Source organism: Neisseria leonii, assembly GCF_028776105.2.
GTDB lineage: Bacteria > Pseudomonadota > Gammaproteobacteria > Burkholderiales > Neisseriaceae > Neisseria > Neisseria leonii.
This window is the reverse complement of sequence record NZ_CP145606.1, coordinates 601,929-626,095: the sequence shown is the minus strand read 5'-3', so window position 1 is coordinate 626,095 and position 24,167 is coordinate 601,929. Positions and strand designations below refer to the sequence as shown.

Genomic DNA, 24,167 nt, shown 5'->3' with positions numbered 1-24,167 from the left:
CCTTGAACCGGTCAGGTTCAGATTTTTTTATCCACGCCTTTGAATTTGTTTACAAACGCGCTGATTTTTTCAAAAACAGACTGTTTGCGTTTGAGGTATTTCGGATTGAGCGGGCTTATTTTGGGCAGCATTTGGTGCAGGTCGGTTCCGTTTTCCGAGACAAAACCGCGTTTGAGCGAAGTTTCTATATAGCGTTTGGCCGTCCGGCCGTCGAGCTGCTCTGTTTCGATTAATTCGGCTGCTTCGCGCTTCATTTCGTTTTGAGCAAAACGGTAAAAGTGGTCGAGAATATCGGGTTTGTCGGTGATTGCATCCAGATCGGTTGTTTCGATAAATGCCACCACCAGACTTTCTTTGGCGCGGTTGCCGATGCTGGCGCGAATGGTACGTCGGATTTCTTCCACCAATACGTCTTTATCCTTGATTTTCCGGTTGTGTTCGAAAATCAATTCCAAAATGTAATCCAGATTGATTTCCTGCGATTTGAGCAGATCCACTTCAAATACCACATCGCCCCAATCAATCTTGGATTGCGTCTGCTGTTCTGCGGAATGGGCTTGACGCAGCCAGTCGCGGATGTCGTTGTAGGCCGAGCGGTAATCCTGCACGGTGCGTTCAGACGGCATCGGAACCGTCTGCATAGCGGCAAAATCTTGGTCTTGGAGATTGAATTTTTCTTTAAATTCCTCGACTGCTGTTTCATTGGTGTGGTTCAAATCGCGGAAGGCTTGCAGCGCGGTAAATTCATCGTAATTTTGCAGCGCATTTTCCACGCGCAGGTATTCGCCGAAGAGTTTGGCAAAGTCTTTTTTATCCTGTTCGGTTGCGATCTGATCGGGATTGGGAAAACGGTCCTGCAATTCTTTGACCACTGCCAAATAGCCGCGCCGCACGTCGCCGGTCTGCTGGTCGGTGTAACCATCCATATATTCCCGATAACTTTTTTCCAGTACCACATTTTTGGTATTTTTATTGCCGAAAAGGGTAACCGCATCTATCGTCGCCTGTTCCAAATCGCGGAACGTTACGATATTGCCGAAAGGTTTGGTGGCATCATAAATGCGGTTGGTGCGGGAAAACGCCTGCATCAGGCCGTGATAGCGCAGGTTTTTATCGACAAACAAGGTGTTCAGCGTGGGCGCATCAAAACCGGTTAAAAACATGCCGACTACAATCAGCAAATCCACTTCCCGGTTTCTCACTCTTTGTGCCAAATCGCGGTAATAGTTTTGAAACTCGCGGCTGTCAGTGCTGTAATTGGTGCGGAAGTGTGCGTTGTAGTCGGCAATAGCGGCATTTAAAAACGCTTTCGCGCTGTTGTCCATGGCATCCGTCCCAAAACCTTCGTCGGCAATATCGCCGATCGCATCTTGTGCTTCGTTGGCTGCAAAAGAAAAAATGGTTGCCACTTTCAGCGGATTTTCCGCTTCCTGCTGCAACTGTCGGAACGCTTCGTAATAGGCTTTGGCCGCGTCTACACTGCTGACGGCAAACATGGCGTTGAATCCCTTGCCGCCCGCGTTCATACGGTGGGTTTTGTGTTTGAAGCTGTTCAGGATATATTGCGTAATTTCGCGGATACGCTCGGGATGCAAAAGTGCTTGGCGGTTCTCATACGCGGATAATTTTTCCAAATCCTGCTCGCTTTCCAAAGACTGGAAACGCGGCCGCACATTGTTATAGTCTACTTTGAATTTCAATACTTTTTCATCGCGGATGGCATCGGTAATCACATAAGTATGCAGCTGGCGGCCGAACACGTTTTGCGTATTGTCCGCGCCCAAGGCGTTTTCGGGAAAAATCGGTGTACCTGTAAAACCGAACTGGCAGAATTTTTTGAATTTTTTCTTTAAGTTTTTCTGTGCTTCGCCAAACTGGCTGCGGTGGCACTCATCGAAAATAAATACTACCTGCTGTTGATACACCGGCAGATTATCTTCCGACTTCATCAGATTATTCAGTTTCTGAATGGTGGTAACAATGATTTTATTATCGTTTTTGTTCAGATTGCGTTTCAATCCTGCCGTGCTTTCCGAACCGTTCACACTGTCGGGCGAAAAACGCTGGTATTCCTTAATCGTCTGATAATCCAAGTCTTTTCTGTCCACCACAAAAAACACTTTGTCGATAAAGTCCAATTCGGTGGCCAAGCGCGCGGCCTTGAAGCTGGTAAGCGTTTTACCGCTGCCTGTGGTGTGCCAGATATAGCCGCCGCTTTCGGGTTTGTTCCAGTTTTTGGTCTGAGCCGAACTTGTGATTTTCCACAGAATCCGTTCCGCTGCCGCAATTTGATAAGGGCGCATCAGCAGCAGTGTGTCGTTGGTATCGAATACCGAATAATGCAGCAGTACGGACAGCAGCGTATTTTTCTGGAAAAAAGTGGCGGTAAAGTCTTTCAAATCTTTAATCGGCCCGTTATCGGCTCGCGCCCAGTTCATCGTAAAATCGAAGCTGTTTTTATCGCGGCGGGTAGTATTGGCAAAATAGCGCGTGTCCGTGCCGTTGGAAATCACGAAGATTTGCAGGTATTTGAATAGTGAATGCTCTGTATTGAAACTTTCTTTGGTATAGCGGTGCACTTGGTTAAACGCTTCACGGATCGCCACGCCGCGTTTTTTCAATTCAATCTGCACCAGCGGCAGGCCGTTGATTAACACCGTAACATCATAACGGTTGGCATGACTGCCTGTCTGTTCGAACTGATTGATCACCTGTACATGGTTGCGGGTAATATTTTTCTTATCCAGCAGGTAAATGTTTTGGATATGCCCGTCGTCAAACACAAAATCGTAAATGTAGTCGTCATGGATTTTGCGGGTTTTCTCAATCAGATTTTCAGACGGCCTGTCGAGATATTCCGCCGTAAAACGCGCCCACTCGCTGTCTGAAAACACCGTGCCGTTCAACTTCTGCAACTGCTCGCGCACATTGGCCAGCAGCTTGTCATGCGTATTCAAATCGCGTCGGTATTCATAACCCTGCGCCTGCAAATCGGTAATTAATTCTTTCTCCAAATCGTATTCGGTCTGATATACCGCGCCGGACTGATCGATTTTTTCGTATGTGTCAAGAACGATGAAATGGTTGGTTTCGGCGATGGGGAGGGTGGCTTCAGTCATGTTTTTCTACCTTGTCAGACGCTGGGGTAATCGGATAAAACCTGTAATCATTGTCTAATATCTTTAAAATATGATTCAGAATCTGTTTTTCTTCGGGCTTGATTAATGCGGCATCTTCATTGGAGTGAGAAGAATGGCTGTAGAAATTAATCATTCTGGCCAGCCTGTTTTCCGTAGCATTGGATCCGTCGGGGTCTTTCGGCAGCAACTCCCCCCAACGTTCGTAACCGAGAAAAGTTGCAGTTTTTTCCAACAGATTTCTCAGCAGGTTGAAGTGGTATTTCTGTACCTGATTTTCCATAAGAGCCCGATGGATTTCTTTTTTCAGATAGAGATGATAGGAAAACGGTGAACCGGTATTCTGGGGATTCAGCAGAAAGCTGCCGTCATTCAGCTTTTCCATCACATATTTCTTTCCGAGTTTCTTTTCATATTTGAATTCATTATGCAGCACATTATAAAAAAGCGGGTTATGCGTTGTAACGATAAATTTCAATTCCGATTGGCTTGATTTTATTAATTGGGCAACATCAATAGCCAGTTCAATAAGGTGATTTTCATCTAAAGAGCTCACAGGATCATCAATGAAAATATATTCCAAATTGTCAAATTTATCCGTCGAACGCTCTTCCTTTTCAGCAATGTTCAACTCGGAAATCACTTGCTGCAGCAGCGAATAAAACACGCTCCAAATAAAATTGCTTTCTTCTCCTTTGGAAATTTTGATGTTTTCAAGCACCGCATCATCGCCGCTGGCATAAGAGAACCTGACTTCCGAAAAATCCTCGTTGAAAACAGGGGTAAGTTTTTCATCCGTATAGCTCTGGAATGTTTTGGTTACCCTCTCTTCCAAACCCTGTTCGACAAACACCCAATGCGTGAATGAATTGTCTTGAATTTTCAATTTGACTTCGGAATCATGTGCCAAATCATTATCCCAATAAAACACATCTTCCGTAAAAGACGAGTAATAAAGAATTTTCTTCCGGGTCAAAGTGCTTGCATCTTCCCCATCCTTATTTTCTGTGTTGTCGTCCGTTTTAGGGGAAATCAGCCGTTTGAACTCACGCGACAGACGTGTTTTGCCCGTGCCGTTGAACGCATAAATCAAATGGACTTTTTTGTTTGCATCCTTAAGTTGTTCTGCAATTTCGGTCAGCGTGCTGCCCATATTTATTCCTCATTCGCTATTCCCATATTTACGCAAAAGTCAGCAGCCGCTCGCGGTAGTATTCATACTGCTTTTGCCGCAATTCGATTTCGCGTGGCAGGCCGTCTGAAATGGAATGGGTAAGCGCGTCGAATTTATCCAGTATGGCGACGATGCGGGTTTGGGTTTCGAGCGGGGGGATGGGGATTTTGATTTTCGCCATATCGGTTGCAGAAACATCAATCACCTTTGTCCCTTTGGCATATTTACGTTTTCCTGCTGCGAAAAAAGCACTTTGTGTACAGTAAACAAAATATTTGCCCAAAATCATTTCAGGATTGGGTTTGAAAATAGTGGCATGACCGCCTGTTACGGCTTGTTTTTCTCCCAAATAGAGTACCGCTTTTCCCACATCTTCAAGATTTTCGCTGGTGTTGGTAATCACAACATCGCCGTGATTGACCTTTTTCAAGGTCTTTGCCAATTCAGACGAAACAAAAGAAAGGGTTTTATGGGTTTCAAATCCGTAATAGGTGTAAATTTGTCCGTAATGAATGGCGGGAACACCTGTTTCGGTAAAGTCTTTTTTCTGCATACCGTTTCCGCGAATAAGTTTACCCACTTCCCCCAACGTCTTCCAAACCACTTCGATGCCGTCTGAAAACGGGTTGCGGGTAGGGCGGGCATGCTTGCCCTCCATGGCAATATCTTCTGCTGCTTGATGGTGGGGAGGGATGCCCACCCTACCTGTTGTCAGGCTGCCTGAAAGAAAAAGGCTATTGCCCCCCCCCCATGCCATTGCCAAAATCTAACAAAAGGTTGCGGTAATATTCGTATTGTTTTTTACGCGCTGTAAGCTCCGCTGTAAGCTCCGCTGTAAGCTCCGTGAAATTGTCCAGTACTTGGACAATTTCACGTTGCGCTTCCAGTGGGGGAATGGGGATTAATTTTTTGGCATAATTGCTAATCCATTGCCGTTTGTGATCATTATCTGTCTGCTCGTTAGGTAGTGTATTGAGCCAGTAATAAATATATTTCAATAAAGCGACATTTTCATCTTTTGCTGTGATCATCTTCATTGCTGACGATTTGGCTTTAAAGTCAAAATCCACCCATTTATTCGCGGTTGTGAAATCATCAAAAATAATCACGGGACTGTGTGAAGCGGGATAAACGCCGTAGGTTTCGTCGGTATAACCCAAAATAAAGGTTTTGCCTGCGGTTAAAACTGGGATTGGATATTTATCATCATAATGGTTTGAGCTGACCAGATATTTTGTTGGCTGTTCATAATCCGCCACTTCCCCCAAAGTCTTCCATTTCACCGTTTCGGCATGACGGGCAAGTACGCCTGTATTGATGAGTTTTTCCATAATCGGATTGGGTTTCATTGTCTGTTTCCTGTCGGTTTTGTGTTCAGGCCGTCTGAACCGTTTTCAGACGGCCTGAACGCTATTTTTTCTGTGCTTTACTGTGTTTGACTGCTGTTTTTTCTAATGCCTTGATGCTGTCCAAATAGCTGTGCTCTATTGGCGACAAGGTGCGCGCTTCATAGGCACGGTATTCGCGTTCGGCTTTTTGATCTGCCTGTTCACGTCTGATGCTGCCTGCGCCCTGTAATACGCCTTTGCCGTAGATGCCTGCAAATTTGTCCAATTCTGCCAGCCAGTCGCGCATATACATGGGGGTTTTCTCTTGTGCCTTGATTTCGGCAAGATCGAAGAAGGCGGATACCAGCCGGTTCAGGCGGAAGAGTTCGTCTTCGGTCAGATAGTTTTTGGCAATTTTGGCTTCGTCCAGCGTGGGCAGCGAGCCTTTAAAAGTGGTTAAACCCATAAAGTCTTTGCTGCTGTCGGCGCGGCGGTAGATCAGTTCGGGAGCAGTTTGTTCGCTGACGGCGTAATGCAGTTTGTTTTGCACGGCGGCAAAAAATTGCCGGCTTTCTGTGCTGTTTGGATTGTAATCGCGGCTGGTTGCGTATAAATCCAACACTTGGCGGTACAGGGCTTTTTCTGATGAGCGGATGTCGCGGATGCGGTCAAGCAGCTCTTTCCAATAATCGCCGCCACCCGTTCCTTTCAGGCGTTCGTCATCCAGCGTAAAGCCTTTGCGCAAGTATTCGCTCAGGCGTTCTGTGGCCCATTGACGGAATTGCGTTCCGCGTGCGGAACGGACACGGTAGCCCACGGCAATAATCAGGGGAAGCGAATAGTAGGCGATTTTGCGGTTAATCTTGCGCCCCCCTTCGTTTTGAACTGTCAACTGATGGTTGACAGTTGCCGCTTCCGATAACTCTTGCTCGGTAAATATGGCTTTGATGTGCTTACTGATATTTTGTTTGCTGGTTTGATAAAGTTCGGCCATATCTGCCTGCGTCAGCCATACTTGCTCGTCAAACTGCTGCAAAGCAACTTGGGCGATACCGTCTGAGGTGGTGTATAAAATCAGGCTCACGCTTCAATCTCCGCGATGATTTTATCGATGCTTTGGCGCAGGGTGTCGATTTTGGCGACGGTGTGGCGGATTTCTGCGTTGAGTTCGTCAATATTGATGATTTCGCGGGTGTCTTCGGGGGTTACATAACTGGAAACGGCAAGATTATAGCCGTTTTCGGCAATTTCATGATTGTCCACATTGCGGCTGAAATGGGCGGTTTCGCTTTTGTCGGCGAAGGTTTGCACAATTTTATCGATATGTTCGTCGGTTAAGATATTATTGTTGGTTTCTTTTTTGAACAGCTTGCCTGCATCGATAAACTGGATGCTGTGGTTGTTGGGTTTGTTTTTTGCCAGCACCAAAATATTGACGGCAATCGATGTACCGAAAAACAGATTGGGTGCAAGGGCGATCACAGTTTCGATATAGTTGTTGTCTACCAGATATTTGCGGATTTTCTGCTCGGCACCGCTGCGGTAGAAAATACCGGGAAAGGTAACGATGGCGGCGCGGCCGCGGGCGGAGAGATAGTTTAATGCGTGCAGGATAAAGGCGAAATCGGCTTTGGATTTCGGAGCCAATACTCCGGCAGGGGCAAAACGCTCATCATTGATTAGTGTCGGGTCGTCCGAGCCGACCCAGTTAATGGAATAGGGTGGATTGGAGACGATGGCATCAAAGGGTTTGCCATCGCCGAATTGCGGACTGGTCAGGGTATCGCCGAGCGCGATGTCGAATTTGTCGTAGTTGATGTTGTGCAGGAACATATTCATGCGGGCAAGGTTATAGGTGGTATGGTTGATTTCCTGCCCGAAGAAGCCGTCTTGGATAATATGGCTGTCAAACTGTTTTTTTGCCTGCAGCAGCAGGCTGCCCGAGCCGCAGGCGGGATCGTAGATTTTGTTGATTTCGCTCTGTCCGTGGGTGGCGAGTTTGGCGATGAGTTTGGAAACGTTTTGCGGTGTGAAGAATTCGCCACCCGATTTGCCTGCATTGGCCGCATAGTTGGAAATCAAAAATTCGTAGGCGTCGCCGAACAGATCAATCTGATTGTCTTCAAAACGGCCGAAATCCAATTCCGCCACGCCTTTCAATACGGCTGCCAGGCGGCGGCTTTTTTCGGCAACCGTATTGCCCAGGCGGTTGGATGTGGTGTCGAAATCGGCAAACAGGCCTTTGATGTCGCGCTCGGATTCGTAGCCTTGGGCGGAGGATTCGATAGCGTCGAAAACGGCTTTTAAATCGGTGTTCAGGTTGTCGTTCTGGTGCGAGGTTTTGACGATGTTTTCAAATAATTGGCTCGGATAGATGAAATAGCCCTTGGTTTTGACGGCATCTTCTTTGATGCCGTCTGTAATGACGCTGTCGGGCAGGGAGGCATAATCGGTTTCTTCATCGTTGAAATAGGCGGCGAAGTTTTCGCTGATAGAACGGTAGAATAATGCACCCAAAACGTATTGTTTAAAGTCCCAGCCGTCCACAGATCCTCGGACTTCGTTGGCAATCTGCCAGATACGGCGGTGCAGTTCGGCGCGTTGTTGTGTGGCGGTCATTTCGGGAAGCTCCTGTTTCGGGTTGAGGTAAGGATATGTAAACAGCGGGGATTATACCTGTGCGGCGGAAAACGCGCCTGCCGCTTTTTCAGACGGCCGGGCTGTGCCGTCTGCATTGAGTCGGCAGGTGTTTTTTTGTACAATTCCCAAGTTTTAGCATTTTGTTTGTGCGGGCCGTCTGAACATGGTGCGGCCTGAATTTTTTGCCAAGAAAGCCTTATGTCGAATATTCCCGATCAGGTGCGCCGCCGCCGCACGTTTGCCATTATTTCCCACCCCGATGCGGGTAAAACCACGCTTACCGAAAAGCTGCTGCTGTTTTCGGGTGCGATTCAGAGCGCGGGCACGGTAAAGGGCAAGAAAAGCGGCAAATTCGCCACTTCCGACTGGATGGAAATCGAGAAACAGCGCGGGATTTCGGTGGCCTCGTCGGTGATGCAGTTCGACTATAAAGGCCACACCGTCAACCTGCTCGACACCCCCGGCCACCAAGACTTTTCGGAAGACACCTACCGCGTACTCACCGCTGTGGACAGCGCGCTGATGGTGATTGACGCGGCCAAAGGCGTGGAAGCGCAGACAATCAAATTGTTGAACGTTTGCCGTCTGCGCAATACGCCCATTGTTACGTTTATGAACAAATACGACCGCGAGGTACGCGATTCGCTGGAATTGCTCGACGAAGTGGAGAATATTTTAAAAATCCGCTGCGCGCCGGTTACCTGGCCGATAGGCATGGGCAAAAATTTCAAAGGCGTTTATCACATTCTCAATGACGAAGTGTACCTCTTCGAAGCCGGCGGAGAGCGTTTGCCGCATGAATTCGACGTGATTAAAGGCATTGACAATCCGGAATTGGAAAAACGTTTTCCTTTGGAAATCCAACAACTGCGCGACGAAATCGAGCTGGTGCAGGCCGCTTCCAACGAATTTGATTTGGAAGAATTTTTGGCAGGCGAACTCACGCCTGTGTTCTTCGGCTCGGCGATTAACAACTTCGGTATTCAGGAAATCTTGAATTCCCTAATCGACTGGGCGCCTGCACCGCAAGGCCGCGATGCCACCGTGCGCGAGGTGATGCCGTCTGAAGAGAAGTTTTCGGGATTTGTGTTTAAAATACAAGCGAATATGGATCCAAAACACCGCGACCGCATCGCCTTTCTGCGTGTGTGTTCCGGCAAATTCGAACGCGGCATGAAGATGAAGCATCTGCGCATCAACCGCGAAATCGCCGCTTCCAGCGTGGTAACGTTTATGTCGCACGACCGCGAATTGGTGGAAGAAGCCTACGCTGGCGACATCATCGGCATTCCCAACCACGGCAATATCCAAATCGGCGACAGTTTTTCCGAAGGCGAACCGCTGGCGTTTACCGGTATCCCGTTTTTCGCGCCCGAGCTGTTCCGCAGCGTGCGCATTAAAAACCCGCTGAAAATCAAGCAGCTGCAAAAAGGTTTGCAGCAGCTTGGCGAAGAAGGCGCGGTGCAGGTGTTCAAACCGCATTCGGGCGGCGATTTGATTTTGGGCGCGGTGGGCGTGTTGCAGTTTGAAGTGGTAACGTCGCGGCTGGCGGCGGAATACGGCGTGGAAGCGGTGTTCGACAACGCTTCGATTTGGTCGGCGCGCTGGGTGTCGTGCGACGACAAGAAAAAGCTGGCCGAATTTGAAAAAGCCAATGCAGTGAATCTGTCGGTGGATGCGGGCGGCAATCTGGCCTATCTCGCGCCCAACCGCGTGAATTTGAGTTTGACGCAGGAACGCTGGCCGGACATCGTATTCCACGAAACGCGCGAGCATTCGGCCAGTCTGAACGGTTGATTGCGATGAATGCCGCCAAACGTTATGAAATGTTCCGCCGTTTTCAGACGGCCAATCCGCACCCGCAAACCGAACTGAACTATGCTTCGCCGTTTGAATTGCTGATTGCGGTGCTGCTCTCGGCGCAGGCCACCGATGTGGGTGTGAACAAGGCCACTGCCAAGCTGTTTCCGGTGGCGGATACGCCGCAGGCCATGCTGGATTTGGGCTTGGACGGCGTGAAGGCATACACCAAAACCATCGGCCTGTACCAAACCAAATCCAAACACATTATCGAAACCTGCCGCATTTTGATTGAGCAGCACGGCGGCGAAGTGCCGCAAATGCGCGAAGCCCTCGAAGCCCTGCCCGGTGTGGGACGCAAAACCGCCAATGTGGTGCTCAATACAGCTTTCGGCCAGCCTGTGATGGCGGTGGACACCCATATTTTCCGTGTGTCCAACCGTACGGGGCTGGCGCCGGGCAAAACGGTACGCGCAGTAGAAGACAAACTGATGAAAGTGATTCCCAAAGAATTCCTGCTCGATGCCCACCACTGGCTGATTCTGCACGGGCGTTATGTGTGTAAAGCGCAAAAACCGCAATGTGCCGCCTGTCCGGTAAACGATTTGTGCGGCTTCAAGGGTAAAACCGTGCAAATGGCTTAAACCGCCCGCCGCCGCATCTGTTCAGGTGCGGCGGATTTTGTTTACAATAGCGGGTGTTTTGTCTTTCCCGACAACTGTTTTCAAAAAAGGAAAAAACGTGAATTTCCCTTCCAAATCTCTGGCTCTGGCTGTCGCAGCCGTGTTGGCCGTTTCTGCCTGCGGTAAAAAAGATCAAGAAGCGGGTGCATTGGTCAAGCAGATTGAAGCGACGACTGGCAACGGCAGCACGGTTACGATGCTGCTGCCCGACTTTACCAAGCTGGTGGCGCAGGAAGGGGCGAGTGTGGTCAATATTCAGGCTGCCAAACTGCCTTCTGCCGACAGCCGCAGCGAACGTGATACCGGGCCGTTTGCAGACAATGATCCGTTTTACGACTTTTTCAGACGGCTGGTGCCCAATGCACCGCAGTTGCAGGAGCCGGAAGAGGAAAACGAGCAGAATTTCGGCTCCGGTTTCATTATCAGTGCCGACGGTTATATTCTGACCAATACCCATGTTTTGAGCGGCATGAACAATATCAAGGTTACGCTTAACGACAAACGCGAATATACCGCGCGCCTGATCGGATCAGACCGCCAGTCGGACGTGGCTTTGCTGAAAATCGATGCCGAAGGACTGCCTGCGGTGAAAATCGGCGATGCCAAAGCCCTGAAGCCGGGCGAATGGGTAGCCGCCATCGGTGCGCCGTTCGGTTTCAACAACAGCATAACCGCAGGTATTGTATCGGCCAAAGGCCGCAGCCTGCCGAACGAAAATTACACGCCGTTTATCCAAACCGATGTCGCTATCAATCCCGGCAATTCGGGCGGCCCGCTGTTTAATCTGAACGGGGAAGTGGTGGGCATCAACTCGCAGATTTACAGCCGCAGCGGCGGCTTTATGGGCATTTCGTTTGCCATTCCGATTGATGTGGCGATGAATGTGGCCGACCAGCTGAAAACCAGCGGCAAAGTACAGCGCGGCCAATTGGGCGTGATTATTCAGGAAGTATCTTATGATCTGGCCAAATCGTTCCAACTCGACAAACCGGCGGGTGCGCTGATTGCACGGGTAATGCCCGGCAGCCCGGCCGAGCGTGCCGGTTTGCAGGTGGGCGATATTGTGCGCAGTGTGAACGGCGAGGAAGTCCGCGCATCCAGCGATTTGCCGGTGATGGTCGGTGCGATTGCGCCGGGCAAAGAAATTATGCTGGGCATTTGGCGGCAGGGGCAGGAAATCGAGCAGCGTCTCACGCTGGGCAATGCCGACGACAATAACCGCATGAGCAGCAGCGGCAGCCGCCCGGACGACGGTGCGGACAGCACGGGTTCCGCGTTCCGGATTGATGATGTGGGCTTGGAACTGATCGGCCAGACGGTCGGCGGCGAACGCCGTCTGATGGTGGTTCGTGTCGAAGGCGCGGCGGTACAGGCCGGATTGCGGCGCGGCGATTATATCTTGTCGGTCGGCCAGGAACGTGTCAGCGACGAAGCTACATTCCGCAATGCGCTGCAATCGGCCGGTGCCAGCGTACCGCTGCTGGTGGAGCGCGGCGGCAATACGGTCTTCTTGGCGCTGAGCCGCCCCTGAGTTATGCCGTTTTCAGACGGCCTGCTGCGGTATAGGCCGTCTGAAAAGCATTTTGTTCCGATTCCGCCGTTGTATAACGGCTTTTTGTTTACCCGAACGAATGGAGTGTTGCCATGAATGCTGTACCGCGTATCGAACGCGGCCCGATTATGGCCGATGTGGCCGCGCTGGCATTAAGTGCGGAAGAAAAACAGCGTCTGTCGGATCCGGCCGTCGGCGGCGTGATTCTGTTCCGACGCAATTTTCACAGCCGTGAGCAGTTGAGCACGCTGGTGGCCGAAATCAAACAGCTGCGTCAGCCGCCGCTGCTGGTGGCCGTCGATCACGAGGGAGGGCGCGTCCAACGTTTTATCGAAGGGTTTACCCGTCTGCCCGCCATGCGCACTTTGGGCGAAATGTGGGCGCGCGAAGGCAGCGAAGCGGCCAAACAGCAGGCCGAAGCGGTGGGCTGGGTGTTGGCGGTGGAATTGGCCGCCTGCGACGTGGATTTGTCGTTTACACCGGTTTTGGATCTGGATTGGGGACAATGCGCCGTCATCGGCAACCGCAGTTTCCATGCCGATGAGGCCGTGGTAACAGAATTGGCACTGGCTTTGCAGAAAGGCTTGGCGCGCGGCGGTATGAAAGCCTGCGGCAAGCATTTTCCGGGACACGGTTTTGTCGAGGGAGACAGCCATTTGACCCTGCCGGTGGATCCCCGTCCCTTGGCGGAATTGGAAGCGCACGACCTGCGGCCGTTTGCCGCTTTGTCGGCTGCGGGCATGGCTGCCGTGATGCCCGCGCATGTGGTTTATCCGGCGGTGGACGACCAACCGGCCGGTTTTTCGCCGGTATGGTTGAAAGAGGTTTTACGTGGCCGCATCGGTTTTGACGGCGTGATTTTTTCCGACGATTTAACCATGGAAGGAGCAGTCGGTGCGGGCAGTATTGCCGAGCGGGCGCATTCGGCGTTGGCGGCAGGCTGCGATATTGTGCTGGTCTGCAACCGTCCCGACTTGGTCGATGAGCTGCGCGCCGGTTTTTCCGCGCCTGACAATCCCGCATTGGCCGCCCGCTGGCAGGCGATGGCCGGTACGCTGACGGCCGAAGCCGCGAAAACCGTTATGCAGAGCAGTGATTTTCAGACGGCCGTTGCGGTATGCCGCCGTCTCGCTTCACCGCAGGATACGGCAGGCGGCGTCAAAGTGGGCGAAGCCTTTTAAAATCGGTTACAATGCGCGCTTAAATTTTATTTTCTTTTTGAAACAGATTCCCTATGTTTGCATCCGTAGAAAAATACAGCGGCCCGGCGAAAGTTCTGTTGGGGCTGATTGCTTTAACTTTTGTCGGCTTCGGTGTCAGCACCGTGGCCGCGCCCGGTTCCGATTATGTGGTTAAAGTGGGCGACAGCAAAATCAGCCAGCAAGATGTACAGCAGGCCTTGCGCAATGCCCAGTCGGGCGGGCAGGCGGCCGATTTGACCGAAGACAGCGTATTCCAAGGCCTGGTTCAGCGCGCGTATCTGATTGAAGGGGCAAAAGATTTGGGCATCACTGTTTCTTTGGATCAGATTAAGCAGACCATTGTCGATGAGCCGTTTTTTCATGATGAGCAGGGGCGTTTCAGTCAGGAGAAGCTCAATCAGTATCTGGCTTCGGCCGGTTTGAGCGAAGACCAGCTGGTAGAAGACATCCGCCGCCAGTTTATGCTCCAAAATCTGACCAATCTGATGCAGGCGGGCAATCTGGTCAGCGATGCACAGGCCAAGCAGCTGGTGAATCTGATGCAGGCCGAACGCACCGTCCGTTCCGCCAGCTTTGATCCCCGCGCCTACCTTGCCGCCGTTAAAACTGATGATGCCGCACTGAAAGCGTATTACGAGGCCGAAAAAGCCAATTATACCCTGCCTCAGGCCGTGAAATTCGAATACGTTTCTCTGTCATTGGCCGATTTGGCGGCCAAACAGCAGGTCAGTGAGGAAGAAGCAAAAAAAGCATTTGAGGCGCAAAACAGCAGCGGGGCAGGTAAAAAACAGGTGGCGCATATTATGCTGAACCTGCCTGCCGATGCCGCAGAAGCGGCCAAAGTGCGTGCCGAAGCCGAACAGCTGCTGGAACAGCTTAAAGCACAGCCTGCCCGCTTTGCCGAGCTGGCACGCACAAAATCACAAGACGAAGGTTCGGCGGCAACCGGCGGCAGTCTGGGGGCGGTGGGTAAAGACAGTCCGTTGCCGGAAGATTTTAAAAATGCTGTTTTGAAGCTGAACAGCGGCGACATTGCCTTGGTGCCGAGCAGCGGTGCACTGCACATTGTCAAAATCGAGGGGGCTGCTGCTGCGGATTTTGCGCAGGAGCGGGCAGGTCTGATTGAGCAGCTGAAACGGCAGAAAGCACAGCAGCAGTTTGCCCAAGCACGCGAAAAACTGGCCGAAGAAGCGTTCAACGGCAACGACAATTTGGCGGTAGTAGCACAGAAAATGGGATTGAAACTGGAAAAAAACGATGTATGGCTCAGCCGCAGTGAAGCCTTGAAGCTGGGTATGCCCGAAGCACTGGCCGCTGCGCTTTTCAGTGAGGAATCACTGAAAAACAGGCGCAATTCCGAGCCGGTCAATATCGGCAATGATACGGTTCAGGTGGTGCGCGTCAGTGATGTGCGTCAGGAAAAGCAAGTACCGTATGAAGAAGTCAAGGAAGACGTACGGGCGGCTTATGTGATGGCGCAAGCACAAAAAAACGCACAGGAAAAAGCCGAACAGGCTTTGCTGGATTTGAAGGGCGGTGAGGCGGTGAAGCTGCCGTGGTCGCCCGTGGAAAAATTGTCGGCCGATAAAGCCCGCGAAGTTTTGCCGCCGCAGGCGTTTAACGAATTAATCAAAGCGCGTCCGAAAGACGGAAAGCCCGCGTATGTGCTGTTGTCGGATCTGCCTGTACCGGTGCTGGTGGAAGTGCAGGCGGTCACGCTGCCCGGCAATACCCAAGCCGGGCTGCCCGATGCCAAAATGCTGCTGCAACAGCGTGAAAGCGACAGCGTATTCAATCGGGTGTCGGCGTATTGGCAGGCCAAAATCAAAAAAGAGCAGGGCGCGCAAAAGCTCGGTTCGTAACTTTTGCGTAATCGGATTCTTGAATCCGACACGGCATAAACGAAGAAAGGTCGGATACTCTGTATCCGACCTTTCTCTTTTCAGACGGCCTTTCTGTTTTCCGGCCGTGTAACGCCATTAATCAAACTTCAACCGGCTGCCGTCGGCACGGATCCGTATCGTACTTTCGGGCGCATAACGGCCTTCCAGCAAGGCTTTGGCCAGTGGATTTTCGATTTCCGCCTGAATGGCACGTTTGAGCGGGCGTGCGCCGTACACAGGGTCGAAACCGGCTTGGGCAATCACGTCGAGCGCGGCCTCTTCTACGTCCAGATACAGGCTCATTGCCGCAAGGCGGCGGGTCAGGCCGGACAGCTGGATTTTGGCAATATTACGGATCGCGGCCTGATCCAAGCCGTGGAATACCACCACTTCATCAATGCGGTTAATCATTTCGGGACGGAAATGTTCTTTCACATCTTCCATCACCACTTCTTTCACCGCATCATAATCGGCCGTGCCCATTTGCTGGATATGGCGGCTGCCGATATTGGAAGTCATCACAATCACGGTATTTTTGAAGTCCACCGTGCGGCCTTGTCCGTCGGTCAGACGGCCGTCGTCCAACACCTGCAACAGGATATTGAACACGTCGGGGTGAGCTTTTTCCACTTCGTCGAGCAGAATCACGCTGTAAGGTTTGCGGCGCACCTGCTCCGTGAGATAGCCGCCTTCTTCATAGCCGACATAGCCCGGCGGCGCACCGATTAAGCGTGCGACGGCGTGTTTTTCCATATATTCCGACATATCGATGCGGATTAAATGGTCTTCGCTGTCAAACAGAAACGACGCCAGTGCCTTGCACAATTCGGTTTTACCCACCCCCGTGGGGCCTAAAAACAGAAAGCTGCCGTAGGGTTTGTTCGGGTCGGCCAAACCGCTGCGGCTGCGGCGGATGGCATCGGATACGGCGCGCACGGCTTGGTCTTGGCCGACCACGCGGTGATGCAGTACTTCTTCCATTTTCAACAGTTTGTCGCGTTCGCCTTCCATCATTTTGGCCACCGGAATCCCGGTCATACGCGATACGATTTCGGCCACTTCGTCGGCGCCGACTTTCGTGCGGAACAGCTTGTTGCTCTGTTTTTGGCCGTCTGAATGGCTTTCCACCGCCTGCAATTGTTGGGTCAGCTTGGGCAGCTCGCCGTATTCCAACTCGGAGGCGCGGCCGAAATCGCCCTGACGTTTGGCCTGCTCGATTTTTACTTTAATTTCGTCAATCTGCTTTTTAATATCGGCCGTACCTGCGCTGGCGGCTTTTTCCGCTTTCCAGATTTCGTCCAAATCGGCGTATTCTTTGGACAATTCCGCGATTTCGCCGTCAATCAGTTCCAAACGCTTTTTACTCGCCTCGTCGCTTTCCTTTTCAACGTGCATTTTTTCCATTTTCAATTGGATAATGCGGCGGTCGAGTTTGTCCATCTGTTCGGGTTTGGAATCCAGCTCCATTTTGATGCGGCTGGCGGCTTCGTCAATCAAATCAATCGCTTTGTCGGGCAGGAAACGGTCGGTGATGTAGCGGTTGGACAGTTCCGCCGCCGCGACAATCGCGGGGTCGGTAATGTCGATGCCGTGGTGGATTTCATACCGCTCCTGCAAACCGCGCAGAATGGCTACCGTGTCTTCCACGCTCGGTTCGCCCACCAGCACTTTCTGGAAACGCCGTTCCAATGCGGCATCTTTTTCGATGTATTGGCGGTATTCGTCCAAGGTGGTGGCACCGATGCAGTGCAGCTCGCCGCGCGCCAGGGCAGGTTTGAGCATATTGCCCGCGTCCATTGCGCCGTCGCTTTTGCCCGCGCCCACCAAAGTGTGGATTTCATCGATGAAAATCAGCGTATTGCCGTCGTCTTTCGCCAAGTCGTTTAAGACGGCCTTCAAGCGTTCTTCAAATTCGCCTCGGTATTTCGCACCGGCAATCAGCGCGGCCAAATCCAGCACCAGCAGACGCTTGTTGCGCAGGCTTTCCGGCACTTCGCCGTCCACGATGCGTTGTGCCAAGCCTTCGACAATCGCGGTTTTGCCCACGCCCGGTTCGCCGATTAAGACCGGATTGTTTTTGGTACGCCGCTGCAATACCTGAACGGCGCGGCGGATTTCGTCATCGCGGCCGATAACGGGGTCGAGCTTGCCTTCGCGGGCGCGTTGGGTTAAATCGAGCGTGTATTTTTTCAGGGCTTCGCGTTGCTCTTCTGCATTGGGGTTGTCCACAGTCCGGCCTCCTCTGACCGCATCGATGGCGGCGTTGATATTGGATTCGGTGGCACCGGCGGCTTTCAGAATTTTGCCGACAGTATCGTTTTGCTGAACCAGTGCCAGTAAAAACAGTTCGGCAGCGATATAGGTATCGCCGCGTTTTGCGGCGGCTTTGTCCGTCAGATTCAGCACCGCCTGCAATTCGCGCCCGGGCAGGATTTCGCCGCCTTGTCCGGCAATTTTGGGCAGACTGTCCAAGGTCTGCTGCAACTGCTGCTTCACTTGCGCCACATGGACACCGGCATGGGCGAGCAGGGCGGCGGTGCTGTTGTCATGGTCGTCCAGCAGGGCTTTTAAAACGTGTGCGGCTTCCAGATAGGCATGGTCTGCGGCCAGAGCCAAGCTTTGGCCGTCTGCCAGAGCCTGTTGGAATTTTGCCGTTAATTTGTCGAATCTCATAAATAAGCTCCTTTTGGGAAAGTTGTCCTGCGACGCTATATAAGGCTTCTGTGGATAACTTCAATGGTTAAGACAGGTTAAGTTGTGGATAACTTCACTTTCAGCGGCAGGGCTTCACGGGTATAATGGCGGCTGCATATGACAGGCCGTCTGAATTTGCGGGTTTCCGTTTTTCAGACGGCCTATCTTGACAGGATACGCAAGCATGAAACCGTCTGTTTTGGATAAACTGCAACAATTGAGCGAACGGTTGGAAGAGGTAACCCATTTATTGGGTACGCCGGAGGCCACCGCCGATATGGACCATTTCCGCAAATTGACCCGCGAACACGCGGAAATCACGCCGGTGGTCGAAACTTATCTGAACTACCGTCGTGCGCAAAGCGATATGGCCGAAGCCGAAGCGATGCTGGGCGACCCGGAAATGAGGCTTTTTGCGGAAGAAGAAATTCAGACGGCCAAAGCGCAAATCGAAACTTTGGAAAGTGAGCTGCAAAAACTGCTGCTGCCCAAAGATGCCGACGACGACAAGAATATTTTTGTCGAAATCCGCGCTGGCACGGGCGGCGACGAAGCGGCACTGTTTGCCGGAGATCTGCTGCGTATGTACAGCCGTTATGCCGAACGCAGCGGCTGGCAGGTGGAAATCGTTTCGGCCAATGAAAGCGATTTGGGTGGTTATAAAGAGGTGATTGCGCGCATTATCGGCTTGGGTGCGTACAGCCGTCTGAAATTCGAGTCAGGCGGGCACCGCGTGCAGCGGGTTCCCGCCACGGAAAGCCAGGGGCGTATCCACACCTCGGCCTGTACGGTGGCCGTGATGCCCGAAGCGGACGAATTGGAGGAAATCCAAATCAATCCTGCCGATTTACGCATCGACACGTTCCGCGCCTCGGGTGCAGGCGGCCAGCACATCAACAAAACCGATTCGGCCGTCCGCATCACCCATCTGCCCAGCGGCGTGGTGGTCGAATGTCAGGACGGCCGCAGCCAGCATGCCAACAAGGCACAGGCGATGAAAGTGCTGGCCGCGCGTTTGAACGATGCACAGAAACGTGAAGTGCAGGCCAAAGAAGCGGCGGAACGCAAATCCTTAATCGGCAGCGGTGACCGCAGCGAACGCGTGCGCACGTACAACTATCCGCAAGGCCGCGTTACCGACCACCGCATCAATTTAACCCTGCACAAACTGGATTTTGTGATGGACGGCGATATGGCGGAAATTACCGACGCGCTGACGGCCGAACATCAGGCGCAGCTGCTGGCCGAAATGGGGGAATAAGCGATGAGCGAAACGCCGAACTACATCACGCCGCAAGGCTGGCAGCGTTTGAAAGACGAGCTGTATCATTTGGTGCATAAAGAGCGGCCGGAGATTGTGCAGGTGGTCAATTGGGCGGCGGGCAACGGCGACCGCAGCGAAAACGGCGATTATCTGTACGGCAAACGGAGAATGCGCGAAATCGACCGCCGCATCCGCTTTCTCACCAAACGTTTGGAAGCCGCACAGGTGGTCGATCCCGAAACCCGCGAAGCGAGCGAGCGCGTGTATTTCGGTGCCACCGTCGATATTCTGCGCGGCGATGGCAGCGAACAGACCGTGCGCATTGTCGGCATCGACGAAATCGATACCGCGCAAAATAAAATTTCGTGGATTTCGCCATTGGCACGCTGCCTGATTAAAGCGGCGGAGGGCGACGAAGTGGTGCTCAACGGGCCGGAGGGCAGGGAAGTGATTGAGGTTCTGGCCGTGCGTTACGAACGCATCGACTGAGGGCGACTTGGCAGTCGAGGCCGTCTGAAAACGGAAAACCGGATTTCAGACGGCCTCGGCCTATTTTGACCATTTTTGATTATCTACTCTCTGACATATACGGTTTCCACATCGTAATCGTCTTCGTTCCAATCGTCATCGTCTTCATTTTCAAATTTCGCCCGCCATTCGTCTTCATGGTTGAGCGGCGAATCCATGCCGCTTTCCAAACGCAAAACCGACAGCAGATGATAAATATCTTCCGGCAGCGGGGCTTCAAAACTGACCGTCCCGCCCGTTTTCGGGTGGACAAAGCTCAGACGGTAGGCATGGAGTGCCTGCCTGCCCAGCTGCTTGACAACGGTTTTCACCGTTTCCGAACAGGCGTGGCGCGGATTGCCGTAAACCGGATCGCCGGCCAGGGAGTGATTGGCTTCGCGCATATGCACGCGTATCTGGTGGGTGCGGCCGGTTTCCAATGTGCATTCTATATAGCTGTGCGCCTGATAGCGTTCCAAAACCTTGACGTGGGTAACCGCCTCTTTGCCGCCGAATTTGACAACGGCCATTTTCAGGCGGTTGTGCGGGTCGCGGCCGATCGGACTGTCGATTTTGCCGTCAAACGGCACAATGCCGATAGCCACCGCACGGTAAATCCGCTTCACCGTACGCGCTTGAAGCTGCTGTACCAAATGATTTTGTGCCGGCAGTGTTTTGGCGACCACCATCAAACCGCTGGTATCCTTGTCCAGACGGTGCACAATCCCCGCACGCGGAATCTGTGCCAGAGCAGGGCAGTGCGCCAACAGGCCGTTGAGCAGCGTTCCTGTCCAATTGCCCGCGGCAGGGTGTACCACCAACCCGGCCGGTTTATTGACCACCAAAACCGCATCGTCTTCATAAACGATAGCCAAATCCATCTCTTCGGGCGTAAAAGCCAATGCTTCATCGCTTAAACGTACCGTTACCGCCAGTTTTTCGCCGCCGATTAATTTATCTTTGGGCTTGGCGGCTTGACCGTCCATCTGAACCGCGCCGTCTTTAATCCAGTCGCTCAAGCGGCTGCGCGAATAATCCGGCAGCAGCTTGGCCAATGCCGCATCCAACCGCCAACCCGCCAAATCCACCGGAACGGTTAAATTTATGCAACTTTCTGCATCGGGGGCTGACGAAAATTCGAAATCATCGTTATAATCAGCCAAATTTTCAAAGGAAGTGTTCTGCATGAAAAAAATTCTTTTAGTTGCCGCATTAAGCGTGATTTTGGGCGGTTGCGCCAATACCGGTACAGCCGATAAAGATGCGCAGATTACCCAAGACTGGCCTGTGGAACGCCTGTACGCCGAAGCGCAAGACGAGCTGAACAGTAACAATTATACGCGAGCCATCAAGTTATATGAACTGCTGGAATCGCGCTTCCCGCAAGGCCGCTTTGCCCAGCAGGCCCAGCTGGATACCGCTTATGCGTATTATAAAGATGAAGAACAAGCCAAAGCCTTGGCCGCCATCGAACGTTTCCAGCGTCTGCACCCGCAACACCCGAGCATGGATTATGCTTTGTATCTCAAAGGCTTGGTATTGTTCAATGAGGATCAGTCTTTCTTAAACCGTCTGGCCTCTCAGGACTGGTCCGACCGCGACCCGCAGGCCAACCGCGATGCCTACCGTGCGTTTGCCGAGCTGATCCAGCGTTATCCCGACAGCAGATACGTTCCCGATGCCACCGAACGCATGGGCAAACTGGTCGATGCCCTGGCCGGTAACGAAATCTCGATTGCCCGCTATTATGCCCGTCGCGGAGCCTATCTGGCAGCAGCCAAACGCGCTCAAAACATCCTGCAGAACTTCCGCAATACCCGTTTTGTCGAAGAGTCGCTGGCAATTATGGTGTTTTCGTATCAAAAAATGGGACGTACCCAATTGGCTGACGACACCCGCCGTATTCTGGCGAAAAACTTCCCGCAAAGCCCGTTCTTGGAAAAAGAATGGTCGTCGGAAATCATTCCGTGGTGGCGTTACTGGAAATAAACATGCCGCACTAGGAACACCGAGGCCGTCTGAAATTCCCCATTCAGACGGCTTTTATGCATGTTCCCAATCTTGATGCCGCACTTGAATTTCCAAGAGCAAGGGATTGTGGCCGGGACTTTATCAAGGATCTGTATTTTGATGCGCTGGCCAAGACGGTGGGTAATTAAGGTGCAAATTCAAGTTCGTATAATGTATATTATGTAAAATTTTATGCTAGACTTACATCCGCCTGACGGACGTAATACCTAGGCGGCAAAACCACTCTGCAAACCGCCGCCAACACTGCCGATATTTTTGCACTTATCAATAATTCTGTGTTGGTTTCAGCGTTTGAGTTTTAGATGATATTTAATTTCGGCCAAGGTCGCTTTCAAATTGTAATCCAAGATTTCCTGAACCAATGACGGGGTTTCTTCGCTCAGATTTTTTTGTAATTGATAAGTCAGAGTGGCGGCCTGTTTTTGGATAGCAGTGCGCACCATACCGTTTACTGCATCGGTCAAGTGCGGCAGCAGGCGTTGGGTCAGCCGCTGCATCAATTCCTGTTCCGACAGGCAGAATACGGGTTGATTTTGTGCTACGGCTTTCGGATCCAGTACATTGACGCTGACCGGCAGTGCTTCCCATTGCGGTTCGTCAGTAGCAACGGTCTCTTCTGTTTTCGGTAGATTTTCTTCCGGCGGTGTGTGCCGCTTGGGATTGATCCAAACTGTTTGCGTGTTCAGCACGGCCTGCGGCGGTACTTCGCCTTGAATAGCATTTTGTGCAGCCAGCCAATCTTCCTGTAATAACACAGCAGCATCGTGTTCACTACTTTCCGGATCTGGGATCTTGCTGTTGTGCTGTTGCTGCCACTGCTGTAAATATTCCTGCAAGACACGGCGGTGATCGGCGTTTTGGCTGTGGGCAGTATGGTTGCGGATAGAAACAGCAGGTTCTGCTTGCGGCCGACGGGTGCGGTTGGCGCGTAATTGTTGCAGGGATGTTTCCCAATCGCTGCTTTCATCGGCCGGCCGGTTTGTGGTTTTGTCGGGGTGGATCATGGCTGTGTTCTTTCTTTTTTCAATGTATTAGACATATAATAACTGTTTATTTTAACAGAAATTCAGGGAAAGATTGATGCACAATATTGATGAACGTTTGGAATATTTGGAAGAAGCCAATGATGTACTGCGTATGCAGAACCGTGTCTTGGCGACAGCGTTGAAAGGCATGATACGCGGCCTGCCCGCGGATACGGCTGCCGATGTGGTCGAGGCGGTGCAATTGGCGTTTGAAGATGAGCTGGCACGTCTGAGCTATGAAGAGCATCCGCAAACAGACTTGTTCCACGATGTTACCTATGCTTTTTTTCGCGAGCAATCGTAAGATTTTCCGAGTTTACTGAAAAACGTGTTAAACTTCACGACTGATTCTTTCTGATTGTAAGGAACACTGAACATGAATATGAAAAAATGGTTGGCGGGTGCCTTGGCCTGTTCTGTACTGTTTATGGCCGGCTGCGGCGGTCAATCGGCTTCGCAGCAGGCTTCTGCACCTGCTGCGGCAGAAGGTAAAGTTTACCGGGTGGCGATGAATGCGGAATTTGCCCCTTTTGAATCCATGGACGCTAACAATAATATCGAAGGTTTCGATGTGGATTTGGTGAATGCCATGGCTAAGGCAGGCAATTTCCAAGTCGAATTCAAACATCAGCCGTGGGACAGCCTGTTTGCTGCTTTGGGTAACGGTGATGTGGATATTCTGGCCTCTGCCGTAACGATTACCGACGAGCGTAAGCAGTCTATGGATTTCTCTACCCCCTACTTTGAAATTACCCAAGTGATTTTGGTACCGCAAGGTAAAAATATTCAATCGGTTGAAGATTTGAAACAGGCCAACCGAGTCGGTGTCGTTACCGGCCAAACCGGTGATTTTGCCGCTGGCAAGATTTTGGGGAACGACAGCAGTAAAATCGCCCGCTTCGAGAGCCTGCCCTTGGTGATCAAAGAGTTGGAAAACGGCGGCTTGGATGCGGTCATCAGCGACAGCGCAGTGATTGCAAACTATGTCAAAAACAATGAAAACAAAGGTTTCAGCATGATTACCGTACCGGATTTCGAGGTGGAAAACTACGGTTTTGCGGTGCGCAAAGGCGATACGGCGACTTTGGAAATGCTGAACAATGCCTTGAAAGCAGTACGTGAATCAGGCGAATATGATGCGGTTGCCGCGAAATACTTTGCCAAATAAACCGGCTGCCTATAGAAACCAACCCGATTCGGGTTGGTTTTTTTATTTTAAATCTTGATATTCAGACGGCCAAAAAGCC

19 protein-coding genes are annotated in these 24,167 nt (G+C 51.7%); 10 read left to right on the top strand and 9 right to left on the bottom strand.

All coding sequences use genetic code 11. The annotated features are described in order from the left end of the window. Positions 1-17: 17 nt before the first annotated feature. The 6 genes from ORY85_RS03005 to ORY85_RS02980 all read right to left on the bottom strand — a co-directional run bounded on the left by ORY85_RS03005 (position 18) and on the right by ORY85_RS02980 (position 8,258). Complete coding sequence (locus ORY85_RS03005; protein WP_274571490.1) at positions 18-3,119, bottom strand: HsdR family type I site-specific deoxyribonuclease; 3,102 nt, start codon at positions 3,117-3,119, stop codon at positions 18-20. After that, positions 3,112-4,290 carry an AAA family ATPase gene (locus ORY85_RS03000; protein ID WP_274571489.1) on the bottom strand — a complete coding sequence of 393 codons (1,179 nt, stop codon included), beginning with the start codon at positions 4,288-4,290 and terminating at the stop codon, positions 3,112-3,114. Before ORY85_RS03000 ends, ORY85_RS03005 begins: the two co-directional genes overlap by 8 nt. A gap of 28 nt (positions 4,291-4,318) precedes the next feature. Beyond that, positions 4,319-5,068, bottom strand: a complete 750-nt coding sequence (locus ORY85_RS02995) for a restriction endonuclease subunit S (RefSeq protein WP_274571624.1) — start codon at positions 5,066-5,068, stop codon at positions 4,319-4,321. Then, the gene (locus ORY85_RS02990; RefSeq protein ID WP_274571488.1) at positions 5,046-5,660 is read right to left on the bottom strand and encodes a restriction endonuclease subunit S; all 615 of its coding nucleotides are present in this window, start codon (positions 5,658-5,660) and stop codon (positions 5,046-5,048) included. The genes ORY85_RS02995 and ORY85_RS02990 overlap by 23 nt, the downstream gene beginning before the upstream one ends. Positions 5,661-5,721: 61 nt before the next feature. Further along, positions 5,722-6,723: a virulence RhuM family protein gene (locus tag ORY85_RS02985; RefSeq protein ID WP_274571487.1), complete on the bottom strand. Its 1,002-nt coding sequence runs from the start codon at positions 6,721-6,723 to the stop codon at positions 5,722-5,724. Then, positions 6,720-8,258, bottom strand: coding sequence for a type I restriction-modification system subunit M (locus tag ORY85_RS02980; protein WP_274571486.1), 1,539 nt, complete (start codon positions 8,256-8,258; stop codon positions 6,720-6,722). Before ORY85_RS02980 ends, ORY85_RS02985 begins: the two co-directional genes overlap by 4 nt. 219 nt (positions 8,259-8,477) lie before the next feature. Here ORY85_RS02980 and ORY85_RS02975 point away from each other — a divergent pair, with 219 nt between their 5' ends. The 5 genes from ORY85_RS02975 to ORY85_RS02955 all read left to right on the top strand — a co-directional run bounded on the left by ORY85_RS02975 (position 8,478) and on the right by ORY85_RS02955 (position 15,378). After that, a complete protein-coding gene (locus tag ORY85_RS02975) occupies positions 8,478-10,076 on the top strand; it encodes a peptide chain release factor 3 (RefSeq protein ID WP_274571485.1) in 1,599 nt (532 codons plus the stop codon). A gap of 5 nt (positions 10,077-10,081) precedes the next feature. Further along, on the top strand, positions 10,082-10,723 hold the full coding sequence (gene nth / locus ORY85_RS02970) for an endonuclease III (protein ID WP_274571484.1): 642 nt from the start codon (positions 10,082-10,084) through the stop codon (positions 10,721-10,723). Positions 10,724-10,820: 97 nt separating this feature from the next. Further along, on the top strand, positions 10,821-12,293 hold the full coding sequence (locus ORY85_RS02965) for a DegQ family serine endoprotease (RefSeq protein WP_405030339.1): 1,473 nt from the start codon (positions 10,821-10,823) through the stop codon (positions 12,291-12,293). Positions 12,294-12,406: 113 nt separating this feature from the next. Then, positions 12,407-13,495 (top strand): beta-N-acetylhexosaminidase, encoded by a 1,089-nt coding sequence (nagZ, locus tag ORY85_RS02960; protein ID WP_274571483.1) that lies wholly within the window; start codon positions 12,407-12,409, stop codon positions 13,493-13,495. Between the two features lie 53 nt (positions 13,496-13,548). Further along, positions 13,549-15,378: a SurA N-terminal domain-containing protein gene (locus tag ORY85_RS02955; RefSeq protein WP_274571482.1), complete on the top strand. Its 1,830-nt coding sequence runs from the start codon at positions 13,549-13,551 to the stop codon at positions 15,376-15,378. 117 nt (positions 15,379-15,495) lie between these two features. Here the strand turns inward: ORY85_RS02955 and clpB are convergent, their stop codons facing one another. Then, positions 15,496-18,072: an ATP-dependent chaperone ClpB gene (clpB, locus tag ORY85_RS02950; RefSeq protein ID WP_274571481.1), complete on the bottom strand. Its 2,577-nt coding sequence runs from the start codon at positions 18,070-18,072 to the stop codon at positions 15,496-15,498. 205 nt (positions 18,073-18,277) lie between these two features. On the opposite strand from clpB, the gene prfA reads away from it, so the two are divergent. Both prfA and greB read left to right on the top strand, forming a co-directional pair. Then, complete coding sequence (gene prfA / locus ORY85_RS02945; protein WP_274571480.1) at positions 18,278-19,354, top strand: peptide chain release factor 1; 1,077 nt, start codon at positions 18,278-18,280, stop codon at positions 19,352-19,354. A 3-nt stretch (positions 19,355-19,357) separates the two neighbouring features. Beyond that, complete coding sequence (gene greB / locus ORY85_RS02940) at positions 19,358-19,846, top strand: transcription elongation factor GreB (RefSeq protein ID WP_274571479.1); 489 nt, start codon at positions 19,358-19,360, stop codon at positions 19,844-19,846. Between the two features lie 83 nt (positions 19,847-19,929). Here the strand turns inward: greB and rluD are convergent, their stop codons facing one another. Continuing rightward, on the bottom strand, positions 19,930-21,051 hold the full coding sequence (gene rluD, locus ORY85_RS02935; RefSeq protein WP_274571478.1) for a 23S rRNA pseudouridine(1911/1915/1917) synthase RluD: 1,122 nt from the start codon (positions 21,049-21,051) through the stop codon (positions 19,930-19,932). Between rluD and ORY85_RS02930 the strand changes: the two genes are divergently transcribed. After that, positions 21,050-21,853 carry an outer membrane protein assembly factor BamD gene (locus tag ORY85_RS02930; RefSeq protein ID WP_274571477.1) on the top strand — a complete coding sequence of 268 codons (804 nt, stop codon included), beginning with the start codon at positions 21,050-21,052 and terminating at the stop codon, positions 21,851-21,853. The two genes, rluD and ORY85_RS02930, sit on opposite strands and share 2 nt — an antisense overlap. A gap of 326 nt (positions 21,854-22,179) precedes the next feature. Here ORY85_RS02930 and ORY85_RS02925 read toward each other — a convergent pair whose 3' ends face one another. Further along, entirely contained in the window at positions 22,180-22,899 is a 720-nt protein-coding gene (locus ORY85_RS02925; RefSeq protein ID WP_274571476.1) for a hypothetical protein, read from the bottom strand. Between the two features lie 76 nt (positions 22,900-22,975). On the opposite strand from ORY85_RS02925, the gene ORY85_RS02920 reads away from it, so the two are divergent. Together ORY85_RS02920 and ORY85_RS02915 are read left to right on the top strand one after the other, a co-directional pair. Beyond that, positions 22,976-23,224 (top strand): NGO1151 family protein, encoded by a 249-nt coding sequence (locus tag ORY85_RS02920; RefSeq protein ID WP_274571475.1) that lies wholly within the window; start codon positions 22,976-22,978, stop codon positions 23,222-23,224. A 72-nt stretch (positions 23,225-23,296) separates the two neighbouring features. Next, positions 23,297-24,088: a basic amino acid ABC transporter substrate-binding protein gene (locus tag ORY85_RS02915; protein WP_274571474.1), complete on the top strand. Its 792-nt coding sequence runs from the start codon at positions 23,297-23,299 to the stop codon at positions 24,086-24,088. Positions 24,089-24,167 lie beyond the last annotated feature (79 nt).